Annotated in this window: 14 protein-coding genes; 2 read left to right on the top strand and 12 right to left on the bottom strand. The window is 62.0% G+C overall.

The annotated features are described in order from the left end of the window. Window positions 1-225 precede the first annotated feature (225 nt). The 12 genes from ACODSV_RS09605 to glnE all read right to left on the bottom strand — a co-directional run bounded on the left by ACODSV_RS09605 (window position 226) and on the right by glnE (window position 15,304). Window positions 226-1,152 carry an ABC transporter permease gene (locus ACODSV_RS09605; protein WP_069075131.1) on the bottom strand — a complete coding sequence of 309 codons (927 nt, stop codon included), beginning with the start codon at window positions 1,150-1,152 and terminating at the stop codon, window positions 226-228. Continuing rightward, on the bottom strand, window positions 1,149-2,135 hold the full coding sequence (locus ACODSV_RS09600) for an ABC transporter permease (RefSeq protein WP_150053980.1): 987 nt from the start codon (window positions 2,133-2,135) through the stop codon (window positions 1,149-1,151). Before ACODSV_RS09600 ends, ACODSV_RS09605 begins: the two co-directional genes overlap by 4 nt. After that, entirely contained in the window at window positions 2,128-3,651 is a 1,524-nt protein-coding gene (locus ACODSV_RS09595) for a sugar ABC transporter ATP-binding protein (RefSeq protein WP_150095440.1), read from the bottom strand. Before ACODSV_RS09595 ends, ACODSV_RS09600 begins: the two co-directional genes overlap by 8 nt. Further along, window positions 3,651-4,637, bottom strand: coding sequence for a sugar ABC transporter substrate-binding protein (locus ACODSV_RS09590; protein WP_150055949.1), 987 nt, complete (start codon window positions 4,635-4,637; stop codon window positions 3,651-3,653). The genes ACODSV_RS09595 and ACODSV_RS09590 overlap by 1 nt, the downstream gene beginning before the upstream one ends. A 708-nt stretch (window positions 4,638-5,345) precedes the next feature. Continuing rightward, window positions 5,346-6,803, bottom strand: a complete 1,458-nt coding sequence (locus ACODSV_RS09585) for a lipopolysaccharide kinase InaA family protein (RefSeq protein ID WP_150055950.1) — start codon at window positions 6,801-6,803, stop codon at window positions 5,346-5,348. Next, the gene (locus ACODSV_RS09580) at window positions 6,803-7,555 is read right to left on the bottom strand and encodes a lipopolysaccharide kinase InaA family protein (RefSeq protein WP_069075126.1); all 753 of its coding nucleotides are present in this window, start codon (window positions 7,553-7,555) and stop codon (window positions 6,803-6,805) included. The genes ACODSV_RS09585 and ACODSV_RS09580 overlap by 1 nt, the downstream gene beginning before the upstream one ends. Next, entirely contained in the window at window positions 7,552-8,286 is a 735-nt protein-coding gene (locus ACODSV_RS09575; RefSeq protein ID WP_069075125.1) for a lipopolysaccharide kinase InaA family protein, read from the bottom strand. Before ACODSV_RS09575 ends, ACODSV_RS09580 begins: the two co-directional genes overlap by 4 nt. Next, entirely contained in the window at window positions 8,286-9,092 is an 807-nt protein-coding gene (gene rfaP / locus ACODSV_RS09570) for a lipopolysaccharide core heptose(I) kinase RfaP (RefSeq protein ID WP_069075124.1), read from the bottom strand. Before rfaP ends, ACODSV_RS09575 begins: the two co-directional genes overlap by 1 nt. Continuing rightward, complete coding sequence (locus ACODSV_RS09565) at window positions 9,089-10,213, bottom strand: glycosyltransferase family 4 protein (RefSeq protein ID WP_024073031.1); 1,125 nt, start codon at window positions 10,211-10,213, stop codon at window positions 9,089-9,091. The genes rfaP and ACODSV_RS09565 overlap by 4 nt, the downstream gene beginning before the upstream one ends. After that, on the bottom strand, window positions 10,213-11,274 hold the full coding sequence (gene waaC / locus ACODSV_RS09560; protein ID WP_024073030.1) for a lipopolysaccharide heptosyltransferase I: 1,062 nt from the start codon (window positions 11,272-11,274) through the stop codon (window positions 10,213-10,215). The genes ACODSV_RS09565 and waaC overlap by 1 nt, the downstream gene beginning before the upstream one ends. A 1-nt stretch (window position 11,275) precedes the next feature. Beyond that, window positions 11,276-12,310 (bottom strand): lipopolysaccharide heptosyltransferase II, encoded by a 1,035-nt coding sequence (gene waaF, locus ACODSV_RS09555; protein WP_024073029.1) that lies wholly within the window; start codon window positions 12,308-12,310, stop codon window positions 11,276-11,278. A 54-nt stretch (window positions 12,311-12,364) separates the two neighbouring features. Next, on the bottom strand, window positions 12,365-15,304 hold the full coding sequence (glnE, locus tag ACODSV_RS09550) for a bifunctional [glutamate--ammonia ligase]-adenylyl-L-tyrosine phosphorylase/[glutamate--ammonia-ligase] adenylyltransferase (RefSeq protein ID WP_069075122.1): 2,940 nt from the start codon (window positions 15,302-15,304) through the stop codon (window positions 12,365-12,367). Window positions 15,305-15,687: 383 nt separating this feature from the next. Between glnE and aceE the strand changes: the two genes are divergently transcribed. Together aceE and aceF are read left to right on the top strand one after the other, a co-directional pair. Further along, window positions 15,688-18,333 carry a pyruvate dehydrogenase (acetyl-transferring), homodimeric type gene (gene aceE, locus ACODSV_RS09545; protein WP_024073027.1) on the top strand — a complete coding sequence of 882 codons (2,646 nt, stop codon included), beginning with the start codon at window positions 15,688-15,690 and terminating at the stop codon, window positions 18,331-18,333. Window positions 18,334-18,344: 11 nt separating this feature from the next. Beyond that, window positions 18,345-20,003: a dihydrolipoyllysine-residue acetyltransferase gene (gene aceF / locus ACODSV_RS09540; RefSeq protein WP_454843094.1), complete on the top strand. Its 1,659-nt coding sequence runs from the start codon at window positions 18,345-18,347 to the stop codon at window positions 20,001-20,003. Window positions 20,004-20,055: the final 52 nt, after the last annotated feature.

Raw genomic sequence — 20,055 nt, 5'->3', positions numbered from 1 at the left:
GTAAACATGCGGCGGGATGATCTAGGGAATGTGGCGACCGGTTGTCACTGCGCGCTAACGGAAGATCTCGATGCTGCCGTCCTTGGCCTGGCGGCAGATCGTGCACGGCAGAGGCAACGACCGGCAAGGCATCGCCGTTATTGTCGTCTGGCAGGCCTTTTAGTGAACATCGTAGCCGAGTGGCTTGCGGGAGATCCGCCAATCGTTGATCAACGCCAGGTAACACTAGGCGCGCTCGACCAAGCGCCGACTGGCAAAGCTGAACGCCAGCACCACAAAAATCAGCACCCCAGTCGCCACCTGCTGCCAATAGAAATTCCAGCCGATCAGCAGCAAGCCGTTGGCGATAACGTTGATAAACAACACGCCCAGCAGGGTCCCGGGAATGTTCGCACGGCCCTGTCGGCTCAAGGTGGTGCCGATAAACACCGCGCCAATCGCGTTGAGCAAAAACGCGTTACCGGACAGCGGCACATAGGCGCTGACTGTCGAGCTGAGCAATACGCCCGCCACCCCACAAGCCAGGGCGGTAGCCAGGGCCACGACGCTGACGATGCGCCGCACCGACAACCCCGAGTAATACGCCAGCAGCGGCTGGGTGCCCTGGGCCAGCAACTCGCGGCCCAGGCGTCCACGCGCCAGGGCCAGGCCGTAGAACAGCGCCAACCCCACAACGATCAGCAGCGGTGTCAGCCCCGTGAACTCGGGCTTCAAGCCTTGGCTGATATAGATCGGTTGGCCGCCGTCCGAAAGCAATTGCTGGGCGCTGGTGCCGATAAACAGCGTACCCAGGGTTGCCAGGAACGGACTGATCCGCAGCCCGGCAATCAGGCCGGCATTGACCAGCCCTACCAGCAGCGCCGCCACCAGCGCGCCCGCGGCCGCCAGCGCCCAGCCATGCCCACCATTGAGCAGCACCACAAAACTGAAACTGGCAAAGTCCAGTGCCGTGCCCACCGACAAATCAATGCCACCGGCCGCCACTGCGTAGGTCATGCCGATGGCGACAATCGCCAGCAGCACGAAGTTGTTCAGCACCAGGCTTTTCAGGTTGCCTGCACTGAGGAAGCCCGGCGCTTGCAGCGCAAACACCACGACAATCAGCGTGAATACCAGTGGCAATGCCAGCGGCAATAATGCGCGTGGGATCATGCCGTCGCCCCTCGGTTCAATGCACTGGACGCCGCGACTACCAGCAAAATCAACACGCCCTGCACACCATTGACCCAAAAACTGGAGAGGTTAAGCAGTTGAAAGCCATTGATCAGAAAACCGATCAACAGCGCTGCAAGCAAAGTACCCGGGATACTCGCCACCAGCCTGCGGGAAAACACCACACCGAGAAAGGCGATCGCTACCACCGACAGCAGCATGTCGCCGGAACCGGTGGTGCTGCCGCTGAAAAACGCCGCCGAACACAGCGCAGCCACAGCGGCGCACAGGCCGGACAGCACATAGCTCGACAACACGTAGGCGGGCACACGAATGCCCGCCGCCTCAGCCGCCTGGGGATACTCGCCAACCGCATGCAGGCGCAGCCCGTAGGGCGAGTGCTGGATCAGTAAGGTCAACAACGCTGCCGCCACCAGCAGCACCCAAGCCAGGGCCGGCACCCCCCACCAAGCCCCGCCGCTGAGGATGTCCAGCAGCGGCGAATCGGTGGAGACCACCGTATTTTCCGTCAACACCAGCTCCAGCCCGGCCAGTACGTTCATGCTCGCCAGCGTCGCCAGCAATGGCGGCAAGCGCAGCAACACCACAGCCAGGCCATTGAGCAGGCCAACCGCCAGGCCGCAACCCATGGTCAGCATTAAGGTCAGCCACAGGTCCAGGCCGGCATTGTTGAGGCGGCTGAACACCGCCGCACACAACCCCAGGTTGGCCGCCAACGACAGGTCCAGCCCACCGGCCACCACGTTCGAACCGCCGCCGATAATCACGCAGGTGAGCCCGAAGGCCAACACGCCGAGAATCGCCGACTGGCTGAACACATTGGCCAGATTGCCCACCGACAGAAAGTTCGGCGCGGCCACGGCAAACCCCAGCAGGATCACCACAAACACCCCCACCGAACCACGGCGCAGCATCAGTACCCACAAGCGCTGCGATAACCCAGGCGTCGCGGCTTCAAGCATGTTCCACCTCGCGAGTTTTTAAAGCCGCAGCAACAACGACCCCCGTCGCACAAGCCAGCAATTGATCGCTGTCCGCTTCCCCGGCAAGGAATTCACCGGCGATCTCACCACGATGCAGCACCAGGATTCGATCACTGATCCCCAACAACTCTGGCAAATCCGAAGACAACACCAACACCGCTGCGCCCTCTTGCACCAAGCGCCCGATCAAGCGATAGATCTCCACCTTCGCCCCCACATCCACCCCCACGCAGGGCTCATCCAGCAGGTACACCGCCGAGCGGCGGCTCAGCCATTTGCCCAGGGCGACTTTTTGCTGATTGCCGCCACTGAGCTGGCTGACGGCCGCTTGGGCTCCAGGTGCCTTGATTGCCAATTCGTCGATCAGCCGCAGGCTTTCCGCCTGTTCCTTGCGGCGGTCCAACCAGCCCCAGCGGCTGAACCGCCCAAGCCCCGCCAGCGTCAGGTTTTCCAGCACCGAAAGCAGCGGCGAAATCCCCTGGCTGCGCCGCTCTTCCGGCACCAGCGCAATGCCCTCGGCAATCGCCTGGCCCGGCGAACGCAGGCGCAGCAAACGCCCATCCAGATGCACGCTGCCGCTGTCGGCGCGCTCGACGCCGAAGAGTGTCTTGAACAATTCCTTGGCTCCCGAGCCGACCAGCCCAGTCAGGCCAAGGATTTCGCCGCGCCGCACTTCCAGGTCGATCTGCCGATAGCGCCGCGCCAGGCTCAACCCGCGTACCTGCAACAACGGCGCCCCCAGCACAACCTTGGCCTTGGGGTACATCTCCTGCACCTCACGGTTAACCATCAACCGCGCGATCTCGGCACTGGACGTATGCCGTGGCTGCACCACCGCCACATCCCGACCATTGCGCAGCACCGTGACTTCATCGCACAGGCTGTCGATTTCCTGCAGGTAATGGGAGATGTACAGGATGGATATGCCCTGATCACGCAGGCGTTTGACGATACGCAGCAACTGGTCGACTTCGCGCTTGACCAGCGCCACGCTGGGTTCGTCGAACACCAGGATCTTGGGCTGGCGAATCAACGCCCGAGTGATTTGCAGCACCTGGCGCTCGGCACTGTTCAGCTCGCTCACCAGCGCCCCGGCGGGCAATTGCAGCTCAAAATACTCCGCCAGCAAGCGCTCGGCTTCGTGCTGCTGGCGGCGTCGATCAACAAAGGGCCCGCGCCGCAATTCATGCCCGAAAAACAGCGCTTCCCCCACGGTAAAACTCGCCGGCAACAAGCGCTCCTGATGGATAAACTGCACGCCCAGCGCATCGACCTGGCGCGGCGACAACGCGGCGTACGACTGGCCGTCGATATTCACCTGCCCCGCGTCCGCCTTGTGGATGCCGGCCAGGATCTTGATCAAGGTCGACTTGCCCGCACCGTTCTCCCCCACCAGACCGTGGATGGTGCCGCGTTCGACTTTAAGGCTCGCATCCTCCAGCGCCAGGGTGGCACCAAAGCGTTTATGCAGGTGTTGCAGGTGCAATGCCGCCATCAGTCACCCCGCAGTTGCTGAACCTGCGCCAGGTTGCCGGCGGTGGTCAGTAGCGTCGCCACATGGGTTTCCTTGGGCAGGTCACGTTGCCCGGCCAGGTAACGCGCCACGTTCTGCACGGCGGTCTTGCCGATCAACGCCGGTTGCTGCGCCACGACCGCCCCTACCGGCGAATTCGCCTGGCCGAGCAGCGCCAGTACTTCCGGCGTGCCGTCGACGCCGTAAGTCTTGATCTCGGTACGCTTGGCATCGATCAGCGCCTTGCTCGCGCCCAGTTGCGGAATGTCCCACGCCGACCAGATCGCCGAGACGCTGCCCGCAGGGTATTTGTTAAGCAACGCCGACACTTGGGAATAGGCGTCCTGCACAGTGTTGGGAATCACATCGCGCAGCTCTGGCTGGATGATTTCCAGCTGTGGATAGTCCTTGAGCGCCAGCTTCAACTGGTCATAACGGATCGCACACACCGGCACGCCATAGAAGCCGTTGAACACCAGGATCTTGCCTTTGCCGCCGGCGTCCTTGATCAATTGATCAGCCAGGGCCTTGCCGGTGGCGACGTTGTCGGAGGTGGTGTTGTTGAGGCTGTATTGCGACGGCGCATCAATGGTGAACAGCGGGATGCCGGCCTTGCTGATGCGCTTGAGCCAGGGGTCGATCACACTGAGGGTGCCGAGGGTCTGAATCACGGCGTCAGGTTTCTGGGTGACCACGGTTTGCAACTGGGTCACCAGGTTCTTGTCGTTGCGCCCGGCATCGAGGGTGATCGGCGTGCCGCCGAGGCGCTTGATCTCATCGACCTGAGCCTGGAACGCCTTGATATCGAAATAGTGACTGGTGCCGGTCATGCTCACTGCAATGCGCTTGCCGGCCAGGGACGGCACGGCATCATCGCCTTCGGCGGCCTGGGCACTGGCAGCGTGGCCCAGCAACAGCGCGGCGCCAAGGCAGATCAAACGGAAATACGTGGAAAGGCTGAAAGGCATACAGGGCTCCGCTGCGACCAGTGAAAGGGTTCACCAGGAGCCATTGCAGAGCCCGTGCCAGGATTTTTATTGAATTAAATCAATTGGATAATGTTTCAGGGTCAAAGCGGGCTGTCGTTCTGGGCCAACAACTGTCCGACAACTGTTGCTCAGGCAACAGCGCTTACTATTGAGCGCATCAGTAGACTCGGCACGACCACGGCCTATCGGCTACTCAGGTGGTGCGCGCTGACACTCTAAAATCGCGGGCATAGAATCTGCCGCAAATGGACTGGGGGATCCCGGTCGGCGTTATAGCCTCGGTGAGTTTCACCGGGGCTTTTCGCTTTCTGCAGTAGGAAAAATTTTCAGCCCCCAATTTTCAAAACCCTCACCTACCTTGCTCCGCCCTCCACTGCAATAAAACTTGCGTTTGAGCACGTCAAAGGCTCGATTTTCCTGGTCCGGTCGTAAAACGCTCACGCCGATGGGGGGCGCTGCTGATGTTTCTCATGGAGAAACTCATGAAGGGTTTCAACACAGAAGCCCAAAGCCAGATGGTAGGTTTGGCGGTTTCGCTGCCACACCTTCTGCAACACGCTCCGCCTCACTGTCAAAGAGCAGAAACTGCGGGGGGGGGTTAGTTTTTCATCCGCCCCAGGATATTTAACCCTAGGTTTCAGGTTCTTCTGGGTTGCCCATCTACGTTCATATTGCCCTCAAGCCCTGCTACAGGGAGCCACCAATCTCGATCCCTTTGGGCAAACGCTGATCGATCAACTGATACAACGCACTGCTCTGCGGCCAATTGCGCATAAACCGCGCACGGTCCTTGGCATACGCCGGGGCGAAGCTGGCGGCAGAGCTGTGCTGACACATCGCGTCCAGGTCGATCAGCGACCAGCGATCGTTATCCCAGAACAGGTTGTGGCCTTTGAAATCGCCATGGCTGATGCGCTCGCGAATCAGCTCGGCGAACAGATGGTCCAGCGCCAGCAGTTCGTTTTCAGGCGCGTCGCCGTGCTCAACATAGGGTGCGAAACGCTCGATGATGTCTGGCCCCGGCAGGTACTCGGTGACCAGATAAGCCCGGCTGCGCAGCCAGAAAAAACGCTTTTCCAATACAGCCAGCGGCGTGGGCGTGGCAATGCCGAGGAACGCCAGGCGATTGCCTTCGCGCCAGGAATGCCAGGCGCGGCTCGGACGCCAGAAGCGCTTGAGCCAATGGGTGAAGCCTTTGATGTTGTAGCGTTTGATCACCAGCGGTCGGCCGGCCACTTCGACCTTGGCCACACTGGCCGCCCCCCCGGTCTTGTACAGGTGGCCTTGATCCAGCAACGCGTCAGCCTGTGCCAGCACCGGCAGCATGGCCGGCTCTTCCTCGCGCCGAATCGCACGCAGGCCGAAGGCACCGCGCACCACGCTGAACAGCGTGCATTCACGGCCGACCTTGTTCAAATAGTCCTTCAGGCGCCAGGCGCGGACCTTGCGCACCTGCTTCTCCAGGGCTTCGAGCGGCAGCGCGTGCTCACCATTGCCCAGCAGGTAATACACCAGCAGTTCCTCGGTAAACGGCTCGAGGTTTTTCGGCAACTGGGCGAAAAACACCCCGAGGTTCTCCAGCACCCGGTTGCGCGACAGCGGCTTGCCTGCCTCTTCGGCACGAATCCCGGCACCGTCAATCAGATACAGCTTTTCGCCCTGGCGCAGCAGGTTGTCCAGGTGCAGGTCTTCCTGCCACAGCCCTTTGGCGTGCATCCGGGCAATCGCACCCAACGCTTCGGCCAGCACGGCGGTTTGCTCATCCGCCAGCGGCGGCAAGCCTTCGACCGCGTGCCAGGCATCCGCCAGGCTCTCAGCGCCTTCGATAAACTCGAACAACAGCCAGCCGCCCTCGCCTTCCTGCAACCCATCGGCCAGCAGCAGCGGTGTGGTCAAGCCGTGTTCGGCGAGCAGGCGCACGCCGCCGAGTTCACGCTGAAAATGTCGCGCGGCCTTACTGCCTACCAGCAACTTGGCCAGTACCGGACGCCCGCGCCAGACCGCTGCGCCGACGTAGCGCTCGCCCGGCAATACACGCAACAGGCTCAGCAGTTGCAACTGCCCAGGGCCAGCAGCGTCCGCCAGGTCAAGGGTCATTGGCAGGCCAGGGGTACGCCCGGCTTTTTTCAACTCGGACAAACGCATCAGCGGTTCTCCTTGTGGCTACGCCGCGCGGTCAAGCGCTGGTGCCAGGTGGCGAGCAGCGCGCTATCCTCAGGCTGTTCGAGGTACGCCGCCAGGAGTTGGCGCACCTGCTCATCCGACCACTGCGGTGCACGGCGCAACAGCGGCTCCAGGTCCTTGACCCGATCCCGCCAGCCGAACAACAGCGGACGGGTTTTCTCCAGGTCGATCAGCTGCGCGGCGTAACCGTCGCCCGTCGCCTGCAGGAAAATATGCTTGGGATAAAAACAGCCGTGCACCTGGCCAACGCTGTGCAGCCGCCGAGCCAACTGGCCGCTGGCTTGCAGGATGGCGCGGTGCTGGGCATCGCTCAGTGAAGGCCACTGCTCCAGCAATGACTCCAGGTCATTCCAGCCGTCCAGGGCGCGCGTCAGCAACATCGCGCGATGCTCGCCATTGACCTTGCGCTGGCCGAAAAACGCCGCCTGCAGGGCCGGGATCCCCAACTGGCGATAGCGGCTGATATTGCGAAATTCGCGGGCAAAACTTGGCTCGCCAAACGGGCGATGCAGGGTGCGCGTCAGGTAGTCACTCTGGCGCTTGAGGTAATACCCCTGGCCGTCGAGCTCCAGGCGAAATACGCTGCTCCAGCCGCCCCGGCTGGTGTTCGGCTCATCCACTGCGTCCAATTGCTTGGCCCACAGGGCGTCGAAAGTCGCGAGGCCGTTGCGCTCAAGTAAAGCGCGGTCGTCGGCCGCCAGGAAATCACTCATTCGCGTCCCTCGAAAAACTTCACCACATGGCGAATTCGCTGTTTATCCGACGCCGTCAGATGCGAGCGTTGGCGGTATTGCATGTAGAAGCGCAGGCGCTGGGTGGCCGACAGGTGATATTTGGCCACCTTATCCAGGCAGGCCAGGTCCTTGGTGATGCGGTACTTGAGCCAGAAACCGCGCCAGAAATCACCGTTGGGACAGTCGATCAAATACAGCGTCTGCTGGTCGTCGATCAGCAGGTTGCGCCACTTCAAGTCGTTATGGGTGAAGCGATGATCATGCATGGTGCGCGTGTATTCGGCGAGCTGGCGACTCACGGCATCGACCCACTTGGGGTCCTTGAGGCGCGCATCGTTGCGCTCGGCCAGCACCGACAAATCTTCGGTCTTGGGCAACTCGCGGGTGATCATCGCCCCCCGGGCGTAGGCCAGGCCCTTGCGTTCCAGGCCCCAGGCCACCACGTCGGCGGTGGGAATGCCCCACTTGGCGAAGCGCTTGAGGTTCTGCCACTCGGACTTCACCCGTGGCTTGCCCAGGTAGCGCCGCAGGCCCTTGCCGGCCCCGACATAGCGCTTCACGTAATAATTGACCCCACCGCGCTCCACGCGGATCACCTCCGAGAGGGGGTCGCGGGTCAGGCGCTCGCCTTGCAAGGCGAACACTGCTGCAAGGCTTCCGAAATCATCCGCCAGGGCGGCGTAAGCAGGTTCCAGGTTCCAACCCGCCATCAGAGCGCATCCCCGTAGCGTTGTTTGCGTGCATACAGCTTGTCGGCCTTGCGCTGTATCAGGCTCAGGGACGCCGATTGCTCAGCCAGGATCTGGCGCAGCGGCTGGCGGAAGTAACCCTTGAGGAAACGCAGCTTGTCGCGCCGCGTCAGGCCAATCTCCAGCGCCGAGTAATACAACGCCGACAGGTCCTTGTCGCGCCAGCGCATCGGCAGATGGGCACGCAGTTGGGCACGGTGCAGGTCGATGACGGAAAGCTTGATGTTGTGCGCGTCAATCGGCTGCGCGGTGTCCAGCAGGAAATGGCAGAGGTAGCAGTCGCGATGGTTCACGCCGCCACGGTGCATGTCGCCGACCATCCGCGCCAGTTCGGCGGTGAGGGCATGACGCAGTGCAGGTGCCGGGGGTTCGGCGACCCAGTTGACGGTCAGGTCTTCCAGGCTGAGGGTCGGTGCCAGTTCTTCGGTGATGATGAACGAATGCTGGTCCGCCGGGTTGCTGCCTTTTTCGCCGAAGGCTACGCCGGTCATGGTCGGTACGCCGAGGGCCTGCAGGCGATGGATGGCGGCCCATTCAAGGCCCGCCCCCAGTACCGGCAACTTGGCGGTGATCAGGTTCTTGAAGATCTCCCCCCAGCCAATGCCACGGTGGATTTTCACGAAATACGGACGGCCGTCGACCTCGGTGCGCAACGTGCGACGGGCCGCCAGCTCGCGAAATACCTGGCCTTGCAGTTTCTCGACTTCGGCGAAGGCGTCACGCCCAGCCCAGAGGGTCTTGAACGGTTCGGCAAGTATCAACTTCATCGTTTTGGCTCCGCCAGAATCACATCCGCCGCGTGCTGCGGCATGCTGTAGAGGTCGGCCGTCTCGGCGAACGCCAACCCGTTGCGACCCCAGGCCATGCGCTGTGCAGAATCGCTGAGCATCTGCGCCAGGTACTGGTTGAGTTGGGCTTGTTCAAACGGCTCATCCAGCACCAGGCCACTGTCGGCTTCGGCGATGTAATGGGCATAACCACACACCGCCGAGACCAGCACCGGCAGCCCGGCCACCAGGGCTTCGAGCAGCACGGTCCCGGTATTTTCGTTGTACGCCGGGTGGATCAACAGGTCGGCGCCCAACAGGAAACGCGGAATATCACTGCGCCCCTTGAGGAATTGCACGTTGTCGCCCAAGCCCAGGGTGGCGCTCTGCAATTGGAATACTTTGGGGTCGTCCTGGCCGATTACAAACAGGCGCGTGCGTTTTTTCAGCTCTGCCGGCAGTGCGGCCACGGCCTTGAGGCTGCGGTCGACCCCCTTGGTCTTGAAGCCGGAGCCAATTTGCACCAGCAGCAGTTCGTCATCGGCCAGGTTGAATTCCTTGCGGAACCCTGCGCGGATCTCGGCGGCATTCGGCGGTGCGCGGCGGTCCTGGGCAATGCCCGGTGGCAACAGGTGGAAGCGCTGCAGCGGCGTGTCGTAATGCTTGATGAACAAGGGTTGCTGCACTTCGGAGATCATCAGGATCTCGGTCTTGGCATCCTTGGCAAACACCGCGCGTTCGTACTCGGCAAAGTGGCGGTAGCGACCGAAACTGCGGTACAGCGAATGGCGCAGGTTTTGTGCCTTGTCTTCAAAGCAGCCGTCGGCGGCGTAATACACATCCAAGCCGGGCATCTTGTTGAAACCGATCAGGCGGTCTACCGGGCGCTTGGCCAGGTCGGCTTCCATCCAGGCGCTGAGCTTTTCGTTGCGCCGATGATTGAAGAACGCCTTGACCGGCGCCACCAGCACCTCGAAGCCCGGTGGGATGTCGCCTTCCCAGATCAGCGTGTAGACACGGATCTGGTGGCCGCGCTGCTGGCATTCCAGGGCGATGCGCATGAAATCCCGTTGCAGGCCGCCGAAGGGGAAATATTTGTACAGAACAAAAGCCAGTTGCATCAGTGCAGCTCCTCAGCCAATAACAACGTGCTTAGCCGGGTTGCCACACGCTCAGGGTTCAGGCGCGTGAAGCACAGGGGCGACTCGCGCTTGATGTCGAACCGACGCAGGTCGTCGGCCGTGGGTTGATAGGTGCATTGTTTTTGCAGGCACGGCGCGCACGGGAAGTCACTGGCCAGGTGAATCTGGCCTTTGCCATAGGCGCCGGTCAGGCCGGGATTAGTCGGCCCGAACAGGGAAATGGTCGGCACATCCAGCGCGGCCGCCAGGTGACCGAGGCCGGTGTCGACCGCCACACAGGCACGGGCACTGGCCAACACACGGGCGACGCCGGCCAGGTTCAACCTGGGCAGCACTTCGGCGTGTTGCAGGCCCTGGGCCAGGCGTTCGGCCCGCGCCTTTTCGATGGCGTTGCCCCAGGGTAGCTTCACGTCCACCCCCAGGCGCCCCATGCGCTCGGCCAGCTCACGCCAGTAGGCTTCGGGCCAGTGCTTGGTGTCCCAGGTGGTGCCGTGCAGCAGCAATACGAAGGGTTTTTTCGGCGGCAGGCCGAGCAGTTTGTCGACGCTCAGGCCGTAGTCGCCCAAGCCCTTGGGCAGGTCGTAACCGAGTGCCACGGCAAACAGCTGGCGCAGGCGTTCCACCGCGTGCTGCCCGCGGGCCACGGCCAGGCGCCGGGAATAGAAGCGCGCCGCAATCGGTTCACGGGCGGAGTTTTTGTCGAAACCGGCCACTGGCGCGCGCACGTAACGGGTCAGCCAGGCGCTTTTGAGCAGGCCCTGGGCATCGATCACCAGGTCGTATTTGGTCGACTGGATGCGCTGTTTGAAGCGTCGCCATTCACCACTCTTGAGGGTCTGCCAGATATTTTTGCGCCAGCGGCGGATCGCCACCGGGATCACTTTGTCGACGGCCGGATGCCAGGTGGGGATTTCGGCGAAGCCTTCTTCCACCACCCAGTCGAATTGAATACCGGGGATCGCCCGCGCAGCGTCGGTCAATGCCGGCAAGGCGTGGATCACGTCGCCCAGGGATGAGGTCTTGATTACCAGTACCCGCAACTCAGTGAACCTCGACCACAGAGCCCTGCAACCGCTGCAAGGCATCGCTCACCGGCTGCGGCAGCAACTGGCGCAGGCAGTTGTAGTGACCGAAACGGCAGGTGCGCTCAAAGCACGGGCTGCAATCCAGACCCAGGCGTACCACTTCGACCTGGTCGGCCAACGGTGGGGTAAAGCCTGGGGACGTAGAACCATACACCGCCACCAGCGGGCGATTCAGCGCCGCCGCCACGTGCATCAACCCGGAGTCGTTGGACACCACGGCATCCGCGCAGGAGAGCAGATCGATGGCCTCGGCCAACGACGTGTCGCCACTGAGGTTCACCGCTTCCTCGCGCAGGCCGGGGATCAGGCGCTGGCGAATATCTTCGCCCACCCCATGGTCGTTTTTCGAACCGAACAGCCACACTTGCCAGCCTTCGCGAATTTTCATCTCGGCGACCTTGGCGTAGTGCTCCGACGGCCAGCGCTTGGACTCGCCAAACTCGGCGCCAGGGCACAGCGCCAGCACCGGACGGTCAAGGGCCAGGCCGAACTTGGCCAGGGCTGCGTCGCGGGTCACTGGATCGATCCGCAGGCGCGGGCGCGGGTACGGCGTCGGCAACTCGGCGCCGGGCGCGTAGGCCAGGGCCATGAAACGCTCGATCATCAGGGGGTACCGCGCCTTGTCGAGCTTGCGCACGTCGTTAAGCAGGCCGTAGCGAAACTCGCCGCGCCAGCCGGTACGTTTCGGGATGCCGGCAAAAAACGGCACCAGGGCCGACTTCATCGAATTGGGCAACAGGATCGCCTGGTCATACTGGCCGGCCAGGGATTTGCCGATACGACGGCGAGTCGCCAACTCGAGGGCACCGTGGCCGAGCGGGAAGCTCAGGGCCTTGCGCACCTCAGGCATGCGCTCGAGGATCGGCCGGCTCCACTCAGGGGCGAGCACATCGATTTGGCAGTCGGGATGACGTTGTTTCAGGCACTGGAACAGTGTCTGTGCCATCACCATGTCACCGACCCAACTGGGCCCAACGATCAGAATATTCATGTAGTTTCCACAAACGATGCGGGGAGGCTTATGCCTCCCCGCCCTAATAGTGTTTCAGCTCAACCCCAGCTCCTGCCAGACTCGCATCACCTGGCGCCGTTCGTCGGCGAACTGATCCCCGGTCACCGTGCCGGCCTCGTTCTGCAAGGCCTGGCGGTGCGCGGCGGAACGGTAGGCTTTATACACCTCGCGCAGCAAATGGGCATCGGCGGCAGGCATCAACCCTACCTGCTCCAAGCCCTCCAGAATGCGGATATTGTCGGTGTAGCGCAGCAACGATGGATGTTGCGCAGACCACGCCAAAGCGGCGTATTGCACCATAAATTCAATATCCACGATACCTCCAGCGTCCTGCTTGAGGTCGAACACCACCGTGGGTTCGAAGGCATTGGCGCCGGTACCGGCCACCGTCGACTTGGTCCCCAGGTTGTCACGCATCTTGGCGCGCATCTCGCTGACCTCCTGGCGCAGCTTCACCAGGTCCCGTTCACGCCCCAGCACCTTGGCCCGCACTTGCTCGAAGGCCTGGCCGACATCCGGGCTGCCCACCAGCACCCGCGCACGTATCAGCGCCTGATGCTCCCAGGTCCAGGCTTCGTTCTCCTGATAGCGCGCGAACGCCCCAAGCGAGCTCACCAGCAGGCCGGATGCGCCGGACGGTCGCAGGCGCATGTCTACTTCATATAGTTGGCCGGAGTTGGTCTGGGTGGTCAGCAGGTGGATGATCCGCTGGCCCAGGCGAGTAAAGAACTGCGCCCCGTCGATCGGCTTGGCACCGTCGGTTTCGGCCTGCGGGTCGCCGTCGTGGATAAACACCAGGTCCAGGTCCGAACCATGCCCCAGTTCGATACCGCCGACTTTCCCATAACCGACAATGATGAACCCAGGATCGCACAGGGTGCCGTCCAGCCGTTGCGGCGAGCCGTGGCGCGCGACGGTCTGGCGCCAGGCCAGGGCCAGCACCTGTTCGAGGATGGCTTCGGCGAGCCAGGTCAGGTAGTCGCTGACTTTCATCAAGGGCAGGCTGCCGGCGATTTCCGAGGCGGCGACGCGCAGGCGGTGGGCCAGCTTGAAGTGGCGCAAGGCTTCCATCTGCTGCTCCAAGTCATCCTCGGGAATGCGCGTGAGGCGCTCGCGCAGCTCGGCGGCGAGTTCGGGCGCCAAGGGCGGCTTGAACAGGCGACCTTCATTGAGCAACTCATCCAATAGCAGCGGAAAGCGCGTGATCTGCTCGGCGATCCACGGGCTGGCGGCGCACAGGGTCAGCAGGCGGCGCAAGGCGTCGGGGTTTTCCGTGAGCAAGACCAGGTAAGCCGAACGCCGCGCGACGGCCTCCACCAACGGCAGTACACGTTCCAGCACCAGGTCGGGGTTGGCGTGCTCGACAGCCTGGGCCAGCAGGCGCGGGATAAACGCATCCAGGCGCTCGCGACCCAGGCGCTGCATGGCACGCAGTTGCGGACTGCCGCGCAGGCCGGCCAAGGCTTTGAGGGCCTTGGGGGCGTCGCTGAAACCGCCTTCGGCGAGCTGGCGGCAGGCGGCATCTTCATCCTGGGACTCTTCCCACAGCGGCAGCCATTCTCCGCCGACGACCAATTCGCTCTCTTCGCCTTCTTCTTCATCCGGGTCGGCAATCACCTGGCGGAAATGCCAATCCACGCGACCACGCCAATACATCAAGCGCGCATGGAAGGTGGCCCAATCGGAAAACCCGAGCATAAAGGCAATGCGCGCCTGGTCTTCGGGGCTGTCCGGAAGCATTTGCGTCTGACGGTCGGCAATCGCCTGGATCGCGTGTTCGGTGTAACGCAGGAATTCATAGCCATTGCGTAACTCGGCGATCACCGCCGGTGGCAGGTAGCCCTGGCCTTCCAGGGTGCCGAGGACCTTGAGCAACGGCCGCTGCTGCAGGCTGAGGTCGCGACCACCGTGGATCAACTGGAACGCCTGGGCAATAAACTCCACTTCACGGATGCCGCCCGAGCCCAGTTTGATGTTTTCGGCCATGCCCTTGCGCCGTACCTCCTGCTGGATCAGCTGCTTCATGGTGCGCAGCGCTTCGATGGCGGAAAAGTCCAGGTAACGGCGATAGACGAACGGACGCAGCATATCCAGCAGTTGCGCGCCGGCCACCTGGTCGCCAGCCACCACCCGCGCCTTGATCATGGCGTAGCGTTCCCAGTCGCGGCCCTGGTCCTGGTAGTACTGCTCCAGCGCATTGAAGCTGAGCACCAAGGCGCCGGCCGAACCGTAGGGGCGCAGGCGCATATCGACGCGAAAGACAAAACCGTCGACGGTCATCGGGTCGAGAGCCTTGATCAATTTTTGACCAAGCCGAATAAAAAATTCCTGGTTATCCAGGGCGCGCTTGACGCCCACCGTCTCACCGCCCTCGGGGTAGGCGAAGATCAGGTCGATATCCGATGACAGGTTCAGCTCCACCGCACCGAGCTTGCCCATGCCGAGGATCACCATTTGCTGGGCCTCACCACTACGCCGGCCGGTCGGCGTGCCGAACTGCACGCAGTGACGCTGGTACAGCCATTGGTAGGCCTGGTCGATGCTGGCGTCGGCCATGTCGGAAAGGTCGCGGCAGGTTTGCACCAGGTCGGCCTGGCGAGTCAGGTCGCGCCAGATGATGCGCACTTGCTGGCGGGTACGCTGGCGACGCAAGACGCGGCCCAGTTCATCTTCTGTTTCAGCTTGTTGCACCGCACCGGCAATCTGCCCGCACAGCTCGCCCGGCGCAAAGCCGCGGTCCAGTTCGCCCCACGCCACCAGTTCCAGCAACATCAAAGGGTCACGAACACTCTGTTCAATCACAAAGTCACTGGCGGCGCACACCCGGGCGAAGTCGGCCCACCGTTGCGGCGTCCACGCAGAAAGGCCATGATCGTCATCCAGCGCGGCCACTGCGTCACGAAATGACTGCTCGGCCCGGCTGGCAAATGGCAAGAGAATGGCCGGTAGTTCGGCCAGCGTTGGAAGGCTCATGATCTATCCTTGATCGGCGCGTAAACGGCTTGTTGCTGTGAACGCAGGCAGCGCGCTCGATGGAGGACTGTCGAACAAAAGTTAGAAATAGCTGAAAAAACATTAATTTTGGCAGGCAACATTAAACTTCTACCTTTTCTTGTTCGCAAAAGATCAACAATAACGATTATGCTCACCGATCAGACCGAGCAATCCGCTCAGTCTTGTGTAGTTTTACTACTCGTATATACATTCGAAAGGCTGAAATGGCCGACGATTTGTAGTAAAACTACAGGACGCCGAAGCAACCTTCGGCCATCCAAGAATTTATGTCGTCTGCCCACAAGGCCAGTCGCAAACTTCAGGCAACCGATTCTGGTAGCCTTTCCGCCCTGGAGCAAGCCATGCAAGACCTCGATCCCGTCGAAACCCAGGAATGGCTGGACGCCCTGGAATCGGTTCTCGACAAAGAAGGCGAAGACCGTGCTCACTACCTGATGACCCGTATGGGCGAACTCGCGACCCGCAGCGGCTCGCAACTGCCCTACGCCATCACCACGCCGTACCGCAACACCATCCCCGTTACCCACGAAGCACGCATGCCTGGCGACCTGTTCATGGAACGCCGCATTCGCTCGCTGGTACGTTGGAACGCCATGGCGATGGTAATGCGTACGAACTTGAAAGATTCTGACCTGGGCGGTCACATCTCCAGCTTCGCTTCCAGCGCCACCCTGTATGACATCGGCTTCAACTACTTCTTCCAGGCCCCGACCGAAGAACACGGCGGCGACCTGATCTACTTCCAGGGTCACACCTCGCCCGGCGTCTACGCCCGTGCGTTCATGGAAGGCCGCATCACCGAAGAACACATGAACAACTTCCGCCAGGAAGTAGACGGTAACGGCCTGTCGTCGTACCCGCACCCGTGGCTGATGCCAGATTTCTGGCAGTTCCCGACTGTATCCATGGGCCTGGGCCCGATCCAGGCGATCTACCAGGCACGTTTCATGAAGTACCTGGAAGCCCGTGGCTTCATCCCGGCAGGCAAGCAGAAAGTCTGGTGCTTCCTGGGCGACGGCGAGTGTGACGAGCCGGAATCCCTGGGTGCCATCTCCCTGGCCGGCCGCGAGAAGCTGGACAACCTGATCTTCGTCATCAACTGCAACCTGCAGCGCCTCGACGGCCCGGTTCGCGGCAACGGCAAGATCATCCAGGAACTCGAAGGCGTGTTCCGTGGCGCCCAATGGAACGTGACCAAAGTCATCTGGGGCCGTTTCTGGGACCCACTGCTGGCCAAGGACGTCGACGGCATCCTGCAACGTCGCATGGACGAAGTCATCGACGGCGAGTACCAGAACTACAAGGCCAAAGACGGCGCATTCGTGCGTGAGCACTTCTTCAACACGCCTGAACTCAAGGCGATGGTTGAAGACCTGTCCGACGACGAGATCTGGAAACTCAACCGTGGCGGCCACGACCCGTACAAGGTCTACGCGGCGTACCACGAAGCGGTCAACCACAAGGAACAACCCACCGTCATCCTGGCCAAGACCATCAAGGGTTATGGCACCGGTGCCGGCGAAGCGAAAAACACTGCGCACAACACCAAGAAAGTCGATGTCGACAGCCTGAAGTTGTTCCGCGACCGCTTCGACATTCCCGTCAAAGACGAAGAGCTGGAAAACCTGCCGTTCTTCAAGCCGGAGCCGAACAGCGCCGAAGCCCGCTACCTGAGCGAGCGTCGTGCCGCACTCGGTGGCTTCGTGCCACAGCGCCGCGCCAAGAGCTTCACCATCCCGACACCGCCACTGGATACCCTCAAGGCAATCCTGGACGGCTCGGGCGACCGTGAAATCTCCACCACCATGGCCTTCGTGCGGATCCTCGCGCAGCTGGTCAAGGACAAGGAAATCGGCTCGCGTATCGTGCCGATCATCCCGGACGAAGCCCGTACCTTCGGTATGGAAGGCATGTTCCGTCAGTTGGGCATCTACTCCTCCGTCGGCCAGCTCTACGAGCCAGTCGATAAAGACCAGGTGATGTTCTACAAGGAAGACAAGAAGGGCCAGATCCTCGAAGAGGGCATCAACGAAGCGGGCGCCATGAGCTCCTTCATCGCTGCCGGTACTTCGTACTCCAGCCACAACCAGCCAATGCTGCCGTTCTACATCTTCTACTCGATGTTCGGCTTCCAGCGTATCGGCGACCTGGCCTGGGCTGCCGGCGACAGCCGTACCCGTGGTTTCCTGATCGGCGGTACCGCCGGCCGTACCACGCTGAACGGCGAAGGCCTGCAACACGAAGACGGTCACAGCCACATCCTGGCTGCCACCATCCCGAACTGCCGCACCTTTGATCCAACCTACGGCTATGAGCTGGCGGTGATCATCCAGGACGGCATGAAGAAGATGACCGAAGAGCAGCAGGACGTTTTCTACTACATCACCGTGATGAACGAATCCTACCAGCAGCCAGCCATGCCGGCCGGCGTGGAGGAAGGCATCATCAAGGGCATGTACCTGCTCGAAGAAGACACCAAGGAAGCGGCACACCACGTGCAACTGATGGGCTCCGGCACCATCCTGCGCGAAGTGCGTGAAGCGGCGAAGATCCTGCGTGACGAGTTCAACGTCGGCGCCGACGTATGGAGCGTGACCAGCTTCAACGAACTGCGTCGCGATGGCCTGGCCGTCGAGCGCAACAACCGCCTGCACCCAGGCCAGAAGCCTGCGCAGAGCTATGTCGAAGAGTGCCTGACCGGCCGTAAGGGCCCTGTCATTGCCTCCACCGACTACATGAAGCTGTTTGCTGAACAAATTCGCCAGTGGGTCCCGTCCAAGGAATTCAAAGTCCTGGGCACCGACGGTTTCGGCCGCAGTGACAGCCGCAAGAAGCTGCGTCACTTCTTCGAAGTCGACCGTCATTTCGTGGTGTTGGCAGCCCTGGAAGCCTTGGCTGACCGTGGTGAGATCGAACCTAAGGTGGTGGCTGACGCTATCGTCAAGTTCGGGATCAACCCGGAAAAACGCAACCCACTGGACTGCTGAGGAGACTTTTTGTGAGCGAACTCATTCGCGTACCTGACATCGGCAGCGGTGAAGGTGAAGTAATCGAGCTGTTTGTGAAGGTCGGCGACACCGTCGAAGCCGACCAGAGCATCCTGACCCTGGAATCGGACAAGGCGAGCATGGAAATCCCTGCTCCCAAGGCCGGCGTGGTCAAGAGCCTGAAAGTGAAGCTGGGCGACCGCCTTAAAGAAGGCGACGAACTGCTGGAGCTGGAAATCGCAGGTGCCGCCGATGCGGCCCCTGCGGCAGCGGCTCCTGCTGCCGCTGCTGCACCTGCCCCCGCTGAAAAACCGGCGGCTGCCGAGGCTCCTGCAGCCCCGGCGGCTGCGGCTGCGGCTGCACCTGCCGCCGCCACTGTCCAGGACATTCATGTTCCAGACATCGGCTCGTCGGGCAAGGCCAAGATCATCGAGCTGCTGGTCAAGGTCGGCGACACCGTCGAAGCCGACCAGTCGCTGATCACCCTGGAGTCCGACAAGGCCTCGATGGAAATCCCATCGCCGGCTGCCGGCGTGGTGGAAAGCATCGCGGTCAAGCTGGAAGACGAAGTCGGCACTGGCGACTTCATCCTCAAGCTGAAAGTCCAAGGCGCTGCACCGGCTGCGGCTCCAGCACCCGCTGCCGCCCCGGCCGCCAAGGCTGAAGCCGCTCCGGCCGCTGCCGCCCCTGCACCTGCTGCAAAAGCCGAGGCCGCTCCGGCCCCGGCTGCTGCCGCACCTGCGCCAAGCGGTGCCAAGGTCCACGCAGGCCCGGCGGTTCGCCAACTGGCGCGTGAATTCGGCGTCGAGCTGAGCGCCGTATCGGCCACCGGCCCACACGGTCGGGTGCTGAAGGAAGACGTGCAGGTCTACGTCAAGGCCATGATGCAGAAAGCCAAGGAAGCTCCGGCTGCCGGCACTGCTACTGGCGGCGCGGGCATTCCACCGATCCCGGTCGTGGACTTCAGCCGCTTCGGCGAGACCGAAGAAGTGCCGATGACCCGCCTGATGCAAATCGGCGCGTCGAGCCTGCACCGCAGCTGGCTGAACATCCCGCACGTGACCCAGTTCGACCAGGCTGACATCACCGACCTCGAAGCTTTCCGCGTTGCGCAGAAAGCCGTGGCCGAGAAGGCTGGTGTAAAACTGACCGTGCTGCCACTGCTGCTCAAGGCCTGCGCGCACCTGCTCAAGGAGCTGCCGGACTTCAACAGTTCGCTGGCCCCAAGCGGCAAGGCGATCATTCGCAAGAAGTACGTGCATATCGGCTTTGCGGTCGACACCCCGGATGGCCTGCTGGTACCGGTCATCAAGAATGTCGACCAGAAGAGCCTGCTGCAACTTGCGGCCGAGGCTGCTGCGCTGGCGGCCAAGGCCCGCGACAAAAAGCTCACCGCCGACGACATGCAAGGCGCTTGCTTCACCATCTCCAGCCTCGGTCACATTGGCGGCACGGGCTTCACGCCAATCGTCAACGCGCCGGAAGTGGCGATCCTGGGCGTGTCCAAGGCCACTATCCAGCCTGTCTGGGATGGTAAAGCGTTCCAGCCGAAGCTGATGCTGCCACTGTCGTTGTCCTACGATCACCGTGTGATCAACGGCGCGGCCGCTGCGCGCTTCACCCAGCGCCTGAGCCAGCTGTTGAACGACATCCGTACCATCTTGCTGTAAGCCTCCACAGGCCTCCCGTTCACCCCGGGAGGCCTGGTTGCACCGTTTTCCG

The sequence above is a fragment of the Pseudomonas sp. FG86 genome, assembly GCF_057808775.1.
This window is presented reverse-complemented; position numbering and strand designations above follow the sequence as displayed.

Excerpts from the sequence above, each read along its gene's own strand:
- glnE (WP_069075122.1), bottom strand. The coding sequence starts at position 15,304 with ATGAGCCTTCCAACGCTGGCCGAACTACCGGCCATTCTCTTGCCATTT.
- ACODSV_RS09590 (WP_150055949.1), bottom strand. The coding sequence starts at position 4,637 with ATGCCTTTCAGCCTTTCCACGTATTTCCGTTTGATCTGCCTTGGCGCC.
- ACODSV_RS09600 (WP_150053980.1), bottom strand. The coding sequence starts at position 2,135 with ATGCTTGAAGCCGCGACGCCTGGGTTATCGCAGCGCTTGTGGGTACTG.
- ACODSV_RS09580 (WP_069075126.1), bottom strand. The coding sequence starts at position 7,555 with ATGAGTGATTTCCTGGCGGCCGACGACCGCGCTTTACTTGAGCGCAAC.
- ACODSV_RS09595 (WP_150095440.1), bottom strand. The coding sequence starts at position 3,651 with ATGGCGGCATTGCACCTGCAACACCTGCATAAACGCTTTGGTGCCACC.
- ACODSV_RS09605 (WP_069075131.1), bottom strand. The coding sequence starts at position 1,152 with ATGATCCCACGCGCATTATTGCCGCTGGCATTGCCACTGGTATTCACG.
- ACODSV_RS09585 (WP_150055950.1), bottom strand. The coding sequence starts at position 6,803 with ATGCGTTTGTCCGAGTTGAAAAAAGCCGGGCGTACCCCTGGCCTGCCA.
- ACODSV_RS09565 (WP_024073031.1), bottom strand. The coding sequence starts at position 10,213 with ATGCAACTGGCTTTTGTTCTGTACAAATATTTCCCCTTCGGCGGCCTG.
- rfaP (WP_069075124.1), bottom strand. The coding sequence starts at position 9,092 with ATGAAGTTGATACTTGCCGAACCGTTCAAGACCCTCTGGGCTGGGCGT.
- aceE (WP_024073027.1), top strand. The coding sequence starts at position 15,688 with ATGCAAGACCTCGATCCCGTCGAAACCCAGGAATGGCTGGACGCCCTG.
- ACODSV_RS09575 (WP_069075125.1), bottom strand. The coding sequence starts at position 8,286 with ATGGCGGGTTGGAACCTGGAACCTGCTTACGCCGCCCTGGCGGATGAT.
- waaF (WP_024073029.1), bottom strand. The coding sequence starts at position 12,310 with ATGAATATTCTGATCGTTGGGCCCAGTTGGGTCGGTGACATGGTGATG.